Genomic DNA, 16,206 nt, shown 5'->3' on the forward strand with positions numbered 1-16,206 from the left:
CCCAGCATCGCCCTGACGGCGGTCCTGGCAGCCGTCGTCGATCCGCCGCTCGTCGCGCTGATCGTGTCGTGCGCGCCGAGCCCGCCCCGGCCCACACACCTCACTTCGGGCATCAGCTGGCGCGCACCACGGTGACCGACCCCTCCCTGGAGCGCAGTTCACCGTCGAGGGTGAGTACGCGCGCGAAAGCCGGGTCTGGTCAGCTCTCACCGCGGCGGGCGATCACACCGATGAGCCGCTCGAGGGCAAAGACGGGGTCGCGCTCGGCACCCTTCACCGCGGCATCCGTTTCGGCCAGCGCCACGACGCAGCGGGCGAGACCCTCGTCCGACCAGCTGCGCAGGTCACGTTGGGCCCGCTCGACCTGCCAGGGGGCGAGGCCGAACTGGGAGGCAAGCTGGGCCGAGCCGCCGCGCACCCCGCAGAGCTTCGCCATGGTGCGGATCTTCATGGCGAACGCGGCCACCACCGGGACCGGGTCGGCGCCGGAGGACAGGGCGTGGCGCAGGATGACGAGCGCCTCCCCTTGATGCCCTGCGATAGCGGCATCGGCTACCTTGAACGCGTTGGCCTCGACCCTGCCGCCGTAGTAGCGGTCCACGGTCGTCTCGGTCACTTCGGTGCCGACATCGGCGATGAGCTGCTGGCAGGCCGCGGAGAGTTCGGCGAGATCGCCGGAGAACGCGGCGACCAGGGACCGCAACGCGCTGGGAGTGACCCGCTTGCCGGCCGTCTTGAATTCCGCGGAGGCGAAGTCGTGCCGGTCGGAGTCTTTCTTCAGCTCGGTGCAGACGACCTCGACGGCGCCGCCGACGCCCGAACGGATGGTGTCGAGCAGCTTCTTGCCGCGCACGCCGCCGCCGTGCCGGAGCACGACGTAGGTGTCCTCGGCCGGGTTCTGCAGGTAGTCCAGGGCCTCCGCGAGGAACGTGTCGCTGCACTTCTCGACGGAGCTGACGCGGATCAGCCGCGGTTCGCCGAAGAGGGACGGGCTGGCCATGGTGAGCAGTTCGCCGGGCGCATAGCTGTCGGCCTGCACGTCGCTGATCTCCAGGCTGGGGTCTTCGAGTTTGAGGAAGTCCCGCAGCTGGCGGATCGCGCGTTCGGCCAGGAACACCTCGGTTCCGGAGACCAGGATGATCGGCGCCGGCCGCACCTGGTGCCAGGCCAGCTGCGGGATGGCGACCGATTTCGGCACAGCGCGGGGCGCGGTCCGGCCGGATGAAGCGGTTCGTGCGGCCACTCGGGGTTCCTTCGGTTGAGGCTGTGCGGAATCCATTAAGACTATCCGGGGTCGGTGTCCGCCACGGTCTCGCTCTGCACGGTCTCGCTCCAGACCGTCAGCGCACCACCCCCTGGCCCCGGGGCGATCACCAGCAGTCCCTGCTGGTCGGTGCGGAGGGCCAGCGTGCCCGCGGCCGCAAGAATGTCCAGGACCGTGTCGGTGGGATGGCCGTAGCCGTTCTCCCTGCCTACCGAGATCAGCCCCACCGTGGCCCGGAGATCGGCATAGAGCTCCGGGCTTTGGTCTCCCGACCCGTGGTGGGCGACCTTGACGACATCCACCTCCCCGGGGCTGGAGCTGCGCCGGAGCGCGTCCTGGGATTCCTCGCCGAGATCTCCGAGAAACAAGGAACGGATGCCGCGACCGTCGAATCCGATCGTCACGCTCCCCTCGTTTCCGGTCTGCATCACCGCCGAGCCCCGCACCGGCCAGAGGATCTCCCAGCGCAACTCCCCGAGGGTGCCCGTGTCGCCGCGGGCAGCGCCCCGCAACTCGGCTCCGCCCGCGGCGAGGGCATCGTGCAGTCGCTCATCGTCTGCGTTCTCCGGGATGCCGACCAGCGCCGTGTCGACGCGGCCGATCACGGCGGCGACCCCGCCGATGTGGTCCAGGTCGTAGTGGGTCAGCACGAGAATGTCGATTCGGTCGATCCCCAGCGTGTCGAGGCAGTCGGCGAGCAGGTCCGGGTCGGGCCCCGCGTCGACGAGCACCTACCGGTCGCGGTCGCGCACGACGACCGCATCACCCTGCCCGATGTCGCAGGCCGCGATCTGCCAGTCCGCGGGGAAGGCCACGGCCCGGCCGACGCCCGCCCCGATCAGGCTGCCCGCGTAGCTTCCGGCGGCCAGAACCAGCACCGCGATCGCCGCGATCGGCCAGCGCGCCCGAACCTGTCCCCGGCCCCGCATCACCAGCGCCACCGCGGCCACCGTCAGTAGAACGGTCACGAGAACACCGACCGGGCCGCCCAGCCAGGGTAGGCGGCTGCCGGGCAGCTCTGCGGACGTTCGGGCGATCGCCGCGATCCAGGCGGCCGGCAGCCAGGCCAGGTAGAGCACTCCCCCGGCAACACCGGGCAGCCAGGGCAAGAGCAGGCACGCGATCAGACCGATGACGGTGGCGGCCGGGGCTGCCGGACCGGCCAGCAGATTCGCGGGCACCCCGTAGAGCGGGAGGGTGGGAGTGAGCAGCACGAGCACCGGCTGACAGGCCAGCTGCGCGGCCAGCGGGATGGCGATCACGGCGGCGAGCCAGGTGGGCAGCCACCGATGCAGCATCCGGGTCAGCGGTCCGGCCAGGACGAGTAGGCCGGCCGTGGCCAGAACCGACAGGGCGAACCCGTAACTGCGGGCCAGCCATGGGTCGGCCGCCAGCAGTAGGATCACGACAAGTGCGAGCAACGGCACTCCTCGGCCCGGCCGACCGAAGGCAATCCCGAGCAGCAGGATCGTCGCCATCAAAGCAGCACGCAGCACACTGGGTTCGGGCGTCACGAGCACCACGAACCCGAGCAGGGTGAGAAGCGAGATCGCGATCCGGATGCCGCGGCGCAGTCCCAGAAACCCGGTCAGCAGCATGACTCCCGCGATCACCACGGCGCAGTTCGCTCCGGACACGGCGGTGAGGTGGCTGAGCGAACTCGTCTTCATGGCCGCGTCGAGGTCTGCCTCGACCGAGCTCGTGTCACCGATGGCCAGGCCGGGCAGCAGGTCACCGCCGTCGCCGGGAAGATCGCCCGCGGCGGTCGTGAACAGGGTGCGCAGTTCCCCGGCCCAGCCGAGCCACCAGGGCGGTGCCACGAGGAGCTCGGGCGGACCCCGCCCGAACACCAGGGCGGATGCCGCGTCTCCGGCCGCCGTGAGCCGGAGGGTGGCGTCCAGCCGCACGACACTGCCGATCTGAAGCGCGGTCGCCTGTTCGCTCGCCGTCTCTGCGAACACGACCACCGGAACCGACAGTCCTCGCGCAGCACCCTTCCGGGCGACCTCGCCCTGCTCGATCCCGGTCAGGGTGCCGCGGAAGCGCACCCGGGCGGACGCTCCGGAGTCAGAGCCAGCCGGGCCGAAGAGTGCGGGAGCACCGAACGACTGGGTCTGCACCGGGATCGACGCCACCGTGAGGAGCACGGTCACTGACTCCTGCCGGGCGGCGCTCTCCCGCACGGTTTCCGGCAGCCGCCCGGGCGCAGCGACCGTGACCGCGGATGCCATCAGCGCGGCCGCAGCGCAACAGACCAGGCCGACACCCCAGGCCGGCGCTCCCCGGGCGCGGAACAGCCGACGCGCCACAACCAGGCCTACGCCCAGGGCGGCGGCCCACAACGCGGCCTGCGCGCCGGGTGCCCACCCGGGGAAGGCGATGAGCAGCCAGGCCGCCAGCCACGCGGTCGCCGCCGGGATAACCAGGCGCAGGTCGAGCCCGGTCATGTCGTGATCCGGGCGGCGAGCCACGGTGTCGCGTGTGAAATCCATACCGGGAGGCTAGGCGCGCCCGCGGCTCCCCCCCGGTGGCCACCGGAATCTGTGCCCGGTTGACGCGGGATTGGGGGTGGGGAGGCGTGCCCGGTGACCTCGCCGCCGGTCCGCGGCGACGGAGCTGCTCGTCAAAAACGACACGCGTCAGCCCGCGAGCAGGCCGCCGACAGCGCCCATTGCTGCCAGTCGGTCGGTTCCTAGCCGTCATGGGTCGGAGAAGACCGTGCACGCTATCGAGTGCAGGCCAGGTGCGGTCGCCGGCTCGATCGGAGCACCCTCCGTCACGCACCGGATACGCTCTCCGCACCGATGCGTCAGGACTTCAGGCACCCTCCGTTCACGGCCACTCTCACACGGTGATCAGGGCGCTGAGCCCCTCGAACGTCTTCTCACCGATACCGGTGACATTGCGCAGGTCCTCGACGGCCGCGAACGGCCCGTTGGCGTCGCGGAAATCCAGAATGCGCTGGGCCATGGCCGGGCCGATGCGCGGCAGGGTGTCGAGGTCGGCCAGGGTTGCCGTATTGAGGTTGACCAGGACCGCCGGGCCGCCGCCGCCTGGGTCTGATGCGCCGCCGAGGGATGCACCGCTGCCCGGCGGTGGTCCAGCGGGGACTTCGCCGAGCTGGGGCAGGTAGAGCTGCTCGCCGTCGCTGAGCTTGCGAGCGAGGTTGGTGCCGGCCGGATCGGCGGTCTCGGTCAGCCCGCCGGCGGCGGCCACGGCATCCATCACCCGGGCGCCGGTGGAGAGTTCGAAGAGACCGGGACGCCGCACGGCGCCGAGCACATGAACGAAGATGAGGGCGCCGGATGCCGAGGCTACCCCCGAGGAACTCGGGGCCGGGCCGCTGTCGGCACCACCGGAACCCGAACCCGCGGTCGGGTGCGCCGGGGACACCACCTGGTGCCCGGCCTGCTGACCGAGCGCGGACACGACCACCGCGGTGGCCAACGCCAATATCAGCAGCACGACGGCTGCACCCACCCCGATGCGCACGCGCGCCGGGGCGCGCCCCGGCGCGCTCGGGGCCAGGCGGTGAAGTGCCGCGACTACCGGGTCAGGCTCCATCCCGGCAGGCTAGGCCAACGGGTGCCGGTCCCCCAGCGGACGGCCGCACCCTGTGGGCGGCGCCGCGAGGTGCCGCCCTGGGGAGGCGAGGCAGGGGGTGCTACTGACCGCGGGTGACGATGCTGACGAGTTTCGGCGCGCGCACGATCACGTTCATGATCTCGCGGTCACCGATCCGGCGGATGACCTCGGCCGAGGTACGTGCGAGACGTTCCAGCTCGTCGCCGGAGATCTTCGGGGACACCTCGATGCGGTCGCGCACCTTGCCGTCGACCTGCACGACGGCCGTGACCGACTCCTCTACGAGCAGGGTTCGGTCGGCCTTGCGCCACTGCACGAGGGCGACACACGGCTCATGGCCGAGGAGCTGCCACATGTCCTCGGCCGCGTACGGAGCAAACAGGTTGAGCACCATGGCGGTGACCTCCGCGGCCTCGCGCACCGCGGCATCCGCGGGGCCGACGCCGGTGTCGATCGCCTTGCGGGTGGCGTTGACGAGTTCCATCAGTCGGGCGACGACCACGTTGAACTTGAACGATTCGACCAGGCCGGGCGCATCGGCCAGGAAACGGTGGGTGACCCGGCGGAGACCGGCGTCGCCGGACCTCCAATCGATGTCGGGCGTACTCGTGACGTCGCGGGCGACGCGCCAAGCGCGGGCCAGAAACTTGGCGGAGCCGACCGGCGAGACATCCGCCCAGTCGATGTCGTCTTCCGGCGGTCCGGCGAAGGCCATGGTGAGCCGTACCGCGTCGACGCCGAACTGGTCGACCTCCTCGGTGAAGTAGACCAGGTTGCCCTTGCTCTTGGACATCTTGGCCCCGTCAAGGATGACCATGCCCTGGTTCAGCAGGGCCGTGAACGGCTCGGTGAAGCTGACATAGCCGAGGTCGAAAAGCACCTTGGTCATGAAGCGCGCGTAGAGCAGGTGCAGGATGGCATGCTCGACGCCACCGACGTACTGGTCGACGGGCGCCCACTTCTCGGCTTCCTTCGGGTCGAACGCCTTCGTGTCGTCGGTGGGGTTCAGGAAGCGCAGGAAGTACCAGGAGCTGTCGACGAAGGTGTCCATGGTGTCCGCGTCGCGGCGTGCGGGGGTGCCGTCGATCGGGTTGGGCACGTTGACCCAGTCGGTCGCGCCGCCCAGCGGCGACGTGCCCTTGGGCTTGAGGTCGAGGCCGTCGGTGGGCGGCAGCAACACGGGAAGCTGGTCTTCCGGCACGGGGATCTCGGCGCCGTCCTGGCCGTGGATGATCGGGATGGGCGTGCCCCAGTAGCGCTGACGGGAGATGAGCCAGTCACGCAGACGGTAGTTCTTGGCGGCGCGGCCGGTACCGTCGGCGGCGAGCTGCTCGATCATGCGCTTGATCGCGGTGTTCTTGCTGAGACCGTTGAGCGCGCCCGAGTTGATCAGGCGGCCTTCCCCGGTCAGTGCGATGCCGGTGCGAGTCGGGTCGAGGGAGGTAAGCTCCGGGGTGCCGTCGATCATGTCCTGCGTGATCACGGGGATCATGCCGGTGACCGCGGCGGTTGTGTCCACGACCACGATCACGGGCAGGTCGAAACGGCGGGCGAAGTCGAGGTCGCGCTGGTCGTGGGCCGGCACCGCCATCACGGCACCGTGGCCGTAGTCGGCGAGCACGTAGTCCGCGGCCCAGATCGGCAGGCGTTCGCCGTTGGCCGGATTGACCGCGTAGCGCTCGAGAAACACGCCGGTCTTCTCCCGGTCGGTGGCCTGACGCTCGATCTCGGTGCTGTTCTGAACCTGGACCAGGTATTCCTGAAACCGTTCCTTGACGGTGGGCGAGGCATCCGCGACCAGCTCGGCGGCGAGGTCCGCGTCGGGGGCGACGACCATGAAGGTCGCGCCGTAGAGGGTGTCGGGGCGGGTCGTGAAGACGCTGATGGGCTCTTTGCGGCCTTCGATCACGAAGTCGACGTCGGCGCCGATGGAGCGGCCGATCCAGTTGCGCTGCATGTTCAGCACCTTCGCCGGCCAGGTGCCCTCGAGCTGGTTCAGGTCGTCGAGCAGGCGGTCCGCATAGTCGGTGATCTTGAAGTACCACTGGGTGAGCTTCTTCTTGACCACCACGGCTCCGCTGCGCTCCGAGGTGCCGTCGGCGAGGACCTGCTCGTTGGCGAGGACGGTCTGGTCTACCGGGTCCCAGTTCACCCAGCTGTCCTTGCGGTAGGCGAGGCCCTTCCTGTACAGCTGCAGGAACAGCCACTGGTTCCACTTGTAGTATTCGGGGTCGCTGGTGTGCAGCTCGCGGGACCAGTCGAAGGATGCCGCGTAGAGCTTCATGCTCTTCTTCTGCTGCGCAATGTTGTCGTAGGTCCAGCCGCGCGGGTCGATGCCGCGCTTGATCGCGGCGTTCTCCGCGGGTAGCCCGAAGGAGTCCCAACCGATGGGGTGTAGCACGTTGAAGCCCTGCTGACGCCAGTACCGGGCGACGATGTCGCCGAGGGCATAGACCTCGGCGTGGCCCATGTGCAGGTCGCCGGAGGGATACGGGAACATGTCGAGCACGTACTTGCGCGGTCGAACGTCGTCGGGATCGTTCGTGCGGAAGGGGTCGAGCTCTTCCCAGATCGGCTGCCACTTCGCCTGGATGGCGGCGAAATCGTAAACTTTTTCTTCGCTGTCCTGGCCGGTGCGGGTGTGGTCGTACTCGTGTGCCACGTGACTCTCTTCGTTGCAGTGGGGATTGCGCCAGCAGGCACCGGGCCGCGCGGAGGCGGCGTCCAAGCTCTTAGGTTACTAAACCTGGCCCTGGCCCGTGGCGGCGCTGGATCGAGGAACGCCGAGGACGGCCAGGAGCGCCGCCGCTTTCAGCCGGGTTTCCTCGATCTCCTCCAGCGGATCGGACAGCGCCGTGATGCCGCCGCCCGTGCCGATGGAGGCCCCGTCCGGGCTGAGCACGATGCTGCGGATGACCATGGCCAGGTCGACCGCGCCGTTTCGCCCCAGATAGCCGAAGGCCCCGGCGTAGAGCCCGCGCGGTCCGCACTCGAGGGCGTCGAGGATGGTCATCGCACTGATCTTCGGTGCCCCGGTCATGGACCCGGCGGGGAAGCAGGACGCCACGGCATCCACCCCGGTCAGTCCCGCGGCCAGGCGCGCCTCGACCGTACTGACCAGCTGGTGCACGTGCGCGTAACTCTCCACGGCGAGCAAGTTCGTGACCTGCACGCTGCCGAGCTCGGCGATCCGCCCGAGGTCGTTGCGCATCAGGTCGACGATCATCAGGTTCTCGGCACGCTCTTTGCCGCTGCCCTCGAGCTCGTCGCGGAGCTCGCGGTCCCGGTCGGCCATCCGGGAGCGCGCCCGAGTGCCCTTGATCGGCTTCGTGGTGATCAGGCCGCCCGGGGTCACGGTCAGGAACTGTTCCGGGGAGGCGCTGAGCAGGGCGGTGTCCCCGAAACGCAGCAGCCCGCCGTGGTGGCTGGGGCTGCCGGCGCGCAACGCCAGGTAGGCCTCGACCGGATGCGGCCGCACGTCGACCAGGATCTCGTTGGTGAGGCAGAGCTGGTAGGCGTCACCGGCCCGGATGAACGCCTGGCATTCCTCGATCAGCTCGGCGTAGCGGTGCACGTCGTGCCGCCACCGGGCTACGCCGGCAGCGGCAACGGGGCCGGCAGCGGAGCCGGCAGGCCACGTGACCGGCCGGTTCGCGGATGCCGCGGGTGGCTGCTCCGACGCGGCGAGAGCATCGAGCACGGCATCGGCCCACGCCTGCGGGGCATCCGTCGCGTCGCCGGAAGCGCGGCGAGCGAGCGCCCTGACCGTTCGTGCCGCATGATCGAACACCAGCACGTGGTGCACCTCGAGCAGGGCGGCATCCGGGTAGCGGGAGTCGTGCACGGGCGTGCCGAGGGTCTGGGCACCGAGTTCGTATCCGAGCCAGCCCACCCAGCCCAGCCGAAAGCCGCCGGCATCGTCGGCGCCGGTATCGTCGGTGCCGGTATCGTCGGTGCCGGTATCTTCGGTGGCATCGTCGTGGAAGCCGGCCTGCTCCGCGCGCAGGAACTCGAAGATCGTCCCGGGTGAAGGGTGACCCGGCACGAACGGATCGCCGGCGACCGAGACCGTCACGGTCCCCTCGGGCACCGAGGCGGTAACAAACCGGGACCCGGGCGACGCGGACCCAAGATAGCTGAGGCCGGTTTCGGCGCCGTTGCCCGCATCCAACCAGAACGCGTACGGGCTGTTGCGGTAAAGGGTGTCGAAGACGCGGGCCGGATCCCACCACTCGGGCAGGAGGATGCTCTGAGTCGGCCCGGTCACACTTCCAGCCTAGGTGCCGGGATTCTCCCCGAAGTGCAGCGATCTGCCGCCCCGGCCGAACGTATGCCGAACTCAGTGCCATGTCTCGAACGAATTCGACGGAGATTCTGCGGAAAAAACGGCTCTTCCCGTATGGCAGCTCCTGATCCGGGCAAAATCTCGGCCCCCCTGCTCTATCCGTCGACTTCGTTCGGACCCACTCGTCGGGGTGCCGGGACCGCACCCCCGACCCCACCGGGGACGCAGTGGGGAGGCCGCCCGCGGGCTGCCTCCCCACCTTTCTCCGTCAGGTGCCGCAGCGTGACTACTTCACAGCGAGGCTGCCCTTGAACTGGAGCCCCGTCGAGCCGGAGCCGCCGCCCCTGGTCGTGCCGTTGACCGCGGAGGTGGTCTCGCCGAACGTCATCGTCGTGTGGGCGATGGCATCGGCCATCTGCTCCAGCACCTCCGCATTGATGTTCGTGATGTCGTCGCATGCGGCGTGGTAACAGGCGTCGTACGGTGCGCCGGCGACGCCACCATAAGTGACCGCCTCGGCCTCCGTCATCAGGTCTTCCGCACCGGTGAACAGCCCGCCGGCGGGAATGCCGTTCTCGATGAACCCGAAGTAGTCGGACCGACCGTCGAACTCGGTGGGTTCTGTGGCCAGCCCCTGCGAGGCGAAGTAGTCCAGGAAGACCTTCTCGACCAGCGCCGACCCGTTCGGGCCGGTGGTGCCGAAGGACGAGCCGTCACCGTCGTAGACGAAGCGCACAAAGTTCGGCGATGCGACCATGTCGAAGTTCAGGTTGACGGCGTGCGCCTTGATCTGGCGTTTCGTCAGCTGTGAAACGTAGTACTCGGAACCGACCAGTCCATCTTCCTCGCTGCCCCAAAACGCGAACCGCACCCGGTTGGTGGGTGCGTTGCCGGAGGCGGCGAGCTGGATGGCGGTTTCCAGGATGGCGGCGCTGCCGCTGCCGTTGTCGTTGATTCCCGCGCCCTCGGCAACGGAGTCGAGGTGCGCTCCGGCCACGACCGTGCGGTCCGCGCGACCGGCCGAATCGGCCAGGATGTTGAAGGATTCGGTGACGGTGACCTCAGCATCCACGGCCAGCCGCACGGTCGGGGCAGGCTGCCCGGCCAGAGCCGCGCCGAGCACGAAGGTCGTTCCGATGACCGGAACTGCGGTCTGCGGGGCGTCCAGAGTGCCGTTGACGATACCGAGGCGATCATCGGCGTTTCCCTGGTTGAAGATGATCACGCCGGCGGCGCCGGCCGCGATCGCATTGTCGGCCTTGACCCGGAAGGTGCAGGTGCCGCGTTGGATCAGAGCGACGTTCCCGGCCGTGAAGCCCGCGAAGTCTGCGGCTTCACAGCCGCTGGTCGAGGCCCGGTCGCCGACCAGGTTGATGTCGACCGCCTGTACCGCCGCCGAGACCGTGCCGGAGCCGGAGTAGCTCATCGTGGCAAAGTCGGTGCCGCCGGCGTAGGTGGTGGGGGTGGGCGTGAACTGCGCGAACGACTCCGCATTCAGCACGAACTGCTCATAGGAGTAGGCCTGACGGATCGGCATGTAGCCCGCGGCCGTGAGCTGCTCTTCGACGTAGACGGCGGATGCCTCGTACCCCGGCGTGCCGGACGCACGCGTGCCGCCGTTGGCATCCGCGATCTTCTGGAGCTCCTCCAGGTGGTCGATGATGCCGGCTGCCGTCACGGCTTCGCGCAGCGCGCCGGTGTCCGTTCCGTTGTCGGCGTAGGCGGGTAGCCCGACGCTGACCGACAGGGCCACGGCCGTGCCGACGGCGGCGAGACGAATATTCCGATTCTGTTTCATGAGGGTCCCTCAGACTGGATCGAACGTGGGCCGGTCGTCGTTGAGCGGCCCTGGGGCGACGCTAGCGTATCCCCCAGTCGCGGGGCAAGGGCAGGTCCCCAGCCCCGCTGCGGGCGCACGGCTTAGGCTGTGAGACGTGAACGATATCCTCAGCTGGATCCTGGATACGGTTTCCAGCGTGGATCCGGTGCTGCGCACCCTCCTGGCCGGACTCGGCATGCTTTTGGAGACATCCGTTCTCGTCGGCCTGGTCGTGCCGGGCGATTCCATCGTGATCGTGGCGAGCACGGCGGTGAGCAACACGGCCGAGTTCCTGGGGCTCGTCGCCGCGGTGATCGTCGGAGCCCTGATCGGCGAGAGCATCGGCTTCGCGCTCGGCCGCCACTTCGGGCCGTGGATCCGGATGAGCCGCCTCGGGCGCCGGCTCGGGGAACGCAACTGGGCCCGGGCCGAGATCTACCTGGCACGGCGTGGCGGCATTGCCGTGTTCCTGTCGCGGTTCCTGCCCGTGCTGCACTCGCTGATCCCGCTGACCGTGGGGATGAGCCCGATGCCCTACCGCACCTTCATGAAGTGGACCGTGCCCGCCTGCGTGATCTGGGCGGTGGCCTACGTGTCGATCGGTTCGGCCGCCGCCGAAGGCTACCGCGAGCTCTCCGACCGGCTCCACTTCGCCGGGTACCTCTTCGTCGGTGCGATCGCGGCCTTCGTGCTGCTCGTGTTCCTGGTCAAACGGTGGTTGCACCGCCGCGAGGAGCGACACATGGAGCAGCCGGAGCCTCCGGTCGTCTGACCCCACGTTCGGTCGGGCGACCCCTCGTTCGGCTGTCGGGTTCAGCCGGCAGGGCCGGGCACGACGACCCTCGCGGTGATCAGGTCGTCCGGCACCGGCGTGTGCGAGATGAGCAGCACCGCACGGCCGTCCTCCGCGGCCGTGACCAGGATGTCCCGCACGAGCATGTCGCCCTGCGCCTCGTCGACGTTGGCGGTAGGTTCGTCGACGATGAGCACCGGGAAATCCGCCAGCAACGCGCGCGCCAGCGCGATTCGCTGGGCCTGACCGCCAGAGACCAGGGCACCCCGCTCGCCGACCCGGGCGTCGAGGCCCCCCCGCTGGGCGGCCCACTCCCCCAGCCCGACCCGGGCGAGCACGGCCTCGAGATCGTCGTCGGTGGCCGTCGCGCGGGCGAAGAGCAGGTTCTGACGGATGCTGTCGTCGAAGAGCCAGGGACGCTGTTCGCACAGTCCCACCCGGCGGCGCACCTCGGCCGGGGCCAGCGTGCGCGCCTCGACGCCGTCGAGCCGGTACGAGCCCGTGTAGTCGAGGAAGCGCACCAGGGTCTGGGCCAGGGTGGTCTTGCCGGCGCCGCTCGGCCCTGCCAGGTGCACACGGTCTCCCGGCGCCAGGCGCAGGGTGATGCCCGTGACCGCCGGGGTAGCGGAACCGGGCCAGCGGGCACCCACGTCGGTGAGTTCGAGCACCGGGCGGGCGCTGACGCTCGTGGTGGACATCGCATCCGCCGGCGCATCCGTCGGCTCGGTCACCGACTCCGCCGGGATCTCCGCGGGGACGCTGGTCGGCACCGCCGTCGCCACCCGCGCGGCGCTGGAGCGCACCTGGCGCCAGACGCCGAGCGCGAGCGGGATCATTCCGAACACCTCGAACACCGCCATGGGCACGAGCACGACCACAACGAAGCCCGGTCCGCTGAGGCCAGCCGGCCCGGAGAGGGCCGGAATGCCGACCCGGAGCGCGGCGACCGTCGCCAGACCCGCGAACAGTGACAGCACGGCTCCCTGCACGCCCACGCCCAGCGACCGGCGCAGGGAGGCCCGGCGCAGCCGGTCGTCGGCCGCCGCAAGGGTGGCCAGGCGGGCGTCGAGGGCCCCGAAGGCGCTCAGCACGTCGAGGTTCTCCACCACCTCGAGCACCTCGCCGGCGAGGGCTCCGCGGAGGGGTGCAAGCTGGCGTTCCGACCGGGCGGACAGCGCACTGGAGGTGACGGTGGCGAGCAGACCGGCAACGAGGAGCGCCAGCGCCAGCGTGACACCGGCGGCGGGGAGAACCAGCCAGACCCCGACCACGCTCACGCTCACGAGGATCCCCGCCGTGGCCAGAGGCTGCACCACCCGCAGCGGGAAGTCCTGCAGGTCGTCGACGTCGCGCACGAGGCGACTGAGCAGGTCGCCGCGGCTCGTGCCTCCGAGGCCGGCCGGGGAGAGCGGCAGGATCCGGGAGAAGATGCCCACGCGCAGGTCAGCCAGCTGGCGGAATGCGGCGTCGTGGCTGGCCAGACGCTCGAGGTAGCGGAACGCAGACCGGCCGAGGGCGAACGCACGCACCCCGACGACCGCCATTGAAAGGAACATGACCGGCGGTTGCTCGGCGGCTCGGGTGATCAGCCACGCCGACGACGCCAGGAGGGCCACCGCGAAGACCGCGCTCAGCACGCCCGCGGCCAGGCCGGGGGCGAACCGGCGGGCGATCGGCTGGGCCAGGCGCAGCACGGCGCGCACCTCGGCCCGGCCGGCCGGCCGGGGGCCGGCGATCCTGCTCGCGCTCCCGCTCGCGCTGGGTCGGGAATCAGACATGGGCCACCTCGTTCAGGGCAACGATCTGGTCGGCGGCGTCCCGCAGCGCGGGCCGGTGGCTGACCACGATCACGATCCGCCCCTCGGTCGTGAGCCGGCGCAGGCCAGCGACGAGGGAGGCCTCCGCCGCCTCGTCCAGCGCCGAACTGGGCTCGTCGAGAACGACCACGGCGCAGTCGTGGCTCTCGGCGCGGTAGATGGCGCGGGCCGCTGCGACCCGCTGGGCCTGTCCGCCGGAGAGTCCCTCGCCGGCGATGCCGAGCATGGTGGCCGGCTCCAGATCGCCCACTCCGGCGCACTCCAGCGACCGGGCCACGGTGTCCCGATCGACGGACGCGTCACCGAGCGCGAGATTGTCGGCGATCGTTCCCTGGAACAGTCCCGGCCGTTGCCCGGCCCACGCCAGCCACGGGCGCGGTGTGCCCGGGGTCTGCTCCGCACCGTTCAGCAGGATCCGCCCGTCGAAGGGGACGAATCCCTGCAGTGCGGCCACCAGCGTGGATTTTCCGGTGCCGCTCGGGCCCACGACCACGGTGAGTTCGCCGGGGCGGAAGACGGCGCTGAAGTCGTGCACGGGGGCATCCGTGCCCCGCTGGATCGTGACGTGCTCGAATCGGAGCGTGCCGGTATCCGCGGGGCCCGCTCCGGTGGGCGCGCCAGACGGGACAGTCGAGGCAGCCGGGATCGCCGCGTCCCGGAGCCCGGCACCGTCGTCGAGAATGGCGAAGACCTCCTCGGCGGCCGCCAGACCGTCGGCCGCGGCGTGGAACTGGGTGCCGACCTGCCGTACGGGGAGAAAAGCCTCCGGGGCCAGCAGCAGCACGAACAGGCCGACGCCGAGGGCGAGGCTTCCGTCGACCAGGCGCAGCCCGATGGAAACGGCGACGAGGGCCACCGACAGGCTGGCCGCCAGTTCGAGCACGAACCCGCTGAGGAAGGAGACCCGCAGCACCTTCATGGTGCGGGCGCGGTAGTCCTCGGTGATGGTGCGCACCCGGGCGAACTGGCGTCGCTCCCGACCGTAGATCTTAAGCGTGCCGAGCCCGCCGACGAGGTCGAGGAACCCCGTCGACAGCCGCTGCAGGGACTCCCATTGCTGCCGCTGCACGGACTGGGTGGCCTGGCCGATCAGCACCATGAAGACGGGGATGAATGGCAGCACGACGATGACTGTGATGCCGCTGGGCAGGTCCTGCCAGAGCATCACCAGGATCAGCAGGGGCGTGCTGATCGCCGCCAGCAAAAGCTGGGGCAGGTAGCGGGCGAAGTAGTTGTCCAGCGCGTCCAGCCCCTGGGTGGCCAGGGTGGAGACACCGGCGCTGGCCCGGCCGCTGAGCCAATCCGGGCCGCGCTCGGCGACGCGGTCGAGCACCTGGCGGCGCAGCTGACTCTTGACCTGGGCTGCCCCGCGGGTGGCGGCCACCTCGAGGAGCCACGCCAGCGCCGCCCGCACCACGATCACGCCCGCAAGGGCGGCCATGGTGAAGGCCAGCGAATTCGGAGAGGCCCCGGTTAACGCGAGGGTGATGCTCTGGCTCAGCAGCCAGGAGAACGCGATGACCGTGACGGTCTGCGCCAGTCCGAGCAGGGCACCCACCGACAGGAACCACCGAGCGGCTGACGCGTAGCGGAGGAGCCGAGGATCGAAGGGGCGCATTTAAGTTCAGTGTACGGCGGACTCTACGTCGGCCGACACGGTCGCGCGGCTGACCCGCTTGCGCAGAACCCAGTAGGTCCAGCCCTGGTATAGGAAGATGACGGGCATGGCGAACAGGGCGGTCCAGCTCATCACCTGCAGTGTGTACGGCGTCGAGGAGGCGTTCTCGATGGTCAGGCTGTTGGCTGCACCGTTGCTCGCCGGCATCACGTCGGGGAACAGGGACGCGAAGAGCGTCAGCACCGCGAGGGCGATCGTCGCGGCCATCAGCGTGAAGGCCCAGCCTTCGGCGCCCCGCAGGTTCGCCAGGAACGCCCCGATCAGGGCGACCGCGGCGAGGGCGGCGAAGGCGCCGGTGGCCAGGCTGCCGAAGGCGAGGGTAGTCCAGACCAGGAATGAGGCGGCTATCACGATGGTGGCGACCCCGGCCTTGACGGCGAGCTTCTGAGCGCGCTGACGGATGTCCCCCTCGGTCTTGAGGGAGATGAACACCACGCCGTGGGTGAAGAACAGAAGCAGCGTGGTGAGACCGCCGAGGAGGGCGTAGGGGTTGAGCAGGTCGAAGAAGGAGCCGATGTAGTTGTGGCCGGCGTCCAGTGGAACGCCCTGCACGATGTTGGAGAAGGCGACGCCCCAGAGCAGGGCGGGAACGGCGGACCCGATCACGATCATGAGGTCGAAGCGTTTCTTCCAGGCCGCTTCCGGGCGTTGGTGCCGGTATTCGAATGACACCCCGCGCAGGATGAGGGCAAGCAGGATCACCAGCAGGGCCAGGTAGAACCCGCTGAACAGGGTGGCGTACCACTCCGGGAAAGCGGCGAACAGTGCTGCACCGGCCACGATCAGCCAGGTTTCGTTGAGGTCCCAGATCGGCCCGATGGTGTTGATGATGACCCGGCGGTCGAGGTCGTCCGTGCCCAGGAAGGGCAGCGACATGCCGACGCCGAAGTCGAAGCCGTCCAGAACGAAGTAGCCGATGAAGAGTGCACCGATGATCCAGAACCAGAGAATGTTGAGATCCATCA

11 protein-coding genes are annotated in these 16,206 nt (G+C 69.7%); 1 reads left to right on the forward strand and 10 read right to left on the reverse strand.

All coding sequences use genetic code 11. The annotated features are described in order from the left end of the window. Positions 1 to 199: 199 nt before the first annotated feature. The 7 genes from holA to E3O18_RS11920 all read right to left on the reverse strand — a co-directional run bounded on the left by holA (position 200) and on the right by E3O18_RS11920 (position 10,932). Positions 200 to 1,243 carry a DNA polymerase III subunit delta gene (holA, locus tag E3O18_RS11890; protein WP_241973427.1) on the reverse strand — a complete coding sequence of 348 codons (1,044 nt, stop codon included), beginning with the start codon at positions 1,241 to 1,243 and terminating at the stop codon, positions 200 to 202. A gap of 41 nt (positions 1,244 to 1,284) precedes the next feature. Then, on the reverse strand, positions 1,285 to 1,995 hold the full coding sequence (locus tag E3O18_RS11895; protein WP_134394140.1) for an MBL fold metallo-hydrolase: 711 nt from the start codon (positions 1,993 to 1,995) through the stop codon (positions 1,285 to 1,287). Continuing rightward, positions 1,996 to 3,756 carry a ComEC/Rec2 family competence protein gene (locus tag E3O18_RS11900; protein WP_134394141.1) on the reverse strand — a complete coding sequence of 587 codons (1,761 nt, stop codon included), beginning with the start codon at positions 3,754 to 3,756 and terminating at the stop codon, positions 1,996 to 1,998. Between the two features lie 352 nt (positions 3,757 to 4,108). Further along, positions 4,109 to 4,828: a helix-hairpin-helix domain-containing protein gene (locus tag E3O18_RS11905; RefSeq protein ID WP_134418163.1), complete on the reverse strand. Its 720-nt coding sequence runs from the start codon at positions 4,826 to 4,828 to the stop codon at positions 4,109 to 4,111. Between the two features lie 100 nt (positions 4,829 to 4,928). Beyond that, entirely contained in the window at positions 4,929 to 7,511 is a 2,583-nt protein-coding gene (gene leuS, locus E3O18_RS11910) for a leucine--tRNA ligase (protein ID WP_134394143.1), read from the reverse strand. Positions 7,512 to 7,589: 78 nt separating this feature from the next. Next, positions 7,590 to 9,116: an anthranilate synthase component I family protein gene (locus E3O18_RS11915; RefSeq protein ID WP_134394144.1), complete on the reverse strand. Its 1,527-nt coding sequence runs from the start codon at positions 9,114 to 9,116 to the stop codon at positions 7,590 to 7,592. 304 nt (positions 9,117 to 9,420) lie between these two features. Next, on the reverse strand, positions 9,421 to 10,932 hold the full coding sequence (locus tag E3O18_RS11920) for a M20/M25/M40 family metallo-hydrolase (protein ID WP_134394145.1): 1,512 nt from the start codon (positions 10,930 to 10,932) through the stop codon (positions 9,421 to 9,423). Between the two features lie 136 nt (positions 10,933 to 11,068). Here E3O18_RS11920 and E3O18_RS11925 point away from each other — a divergent pair, with 136 nt between their 5' ends. After that, positions 11,069 to 11,725 (forward strand): DedA family protein, encoded by a 657-nt coding sequence (locus E3O18_RS11925; protein WP_134394146.1) that lies wholly within the window; start codon positions 11,069 to 11,071, stop codon positions 11,723 to 11,725. A 41-nt stretch (positions 11,726 to 11,766) separates the two neighbouring features. Here E3O18_RS11925 and cydC read toward each other — a convergent pair whose 3' ends face one another. Genes cydC through cydB form a run of 3 tightly spaced genes read right to left on the reverse strand, consistent with a single transcriptional unit; the run spans position 11,767 to position 16,204 of the window. Continuing rightward, positions 11,767 to 13,524, reverse strand: coding sequence for a thiol reductant ABC exporter subunit CydC (gene cydC / locus E3O18_RS11930; RefSeq protein ID WP_134418164.1), 1,758 nt, complete (start codon positions 13,522 to 13,524; stop codon positions 11,767 to 11,769). Then, on the reverse strand, positions 13,517 to 15,181 hold the full coding sequence (gene cydD, locus E3O18_RS11935) for a thiol reductant ABC exporter subunit CydD (protein WP_134396521.1): 1,665 nt from the start codon (positions 15,179 to 15,181) through the stop codon (positions 13,517 to 13,519). The genes cydC and cydD overlap by 8 nt, the downstream gene beginning before the upstream one ends. Positions 15,182 to 15,187: 6 nt before the next feature. Continuing rightward, positions 15,188 to 16,204, reverse strand: a complete 1,017-nt coding sequence (cydB, locus tag E3O18_RS11940) for a cytochrome d ubiquinol oxidase subunit II (protein ID WP_134396519.1) — start codon at positions 16,202 to 16,204, stop codon at positions 15,188 to 15,190. Positions 16,205 to 16,206 lie beyond the last annotated feature (2 nt).

Source organism: Cryobacterium sp. TMT2-42-4 (assembly GCF_004402645.1).
Lineage (GTDB): Bacteria > Actinomycetota > Actinomycetes > Actinomycetales > Microbacteriaceae > Cryobacterium > Cryobacterium sandaracinum.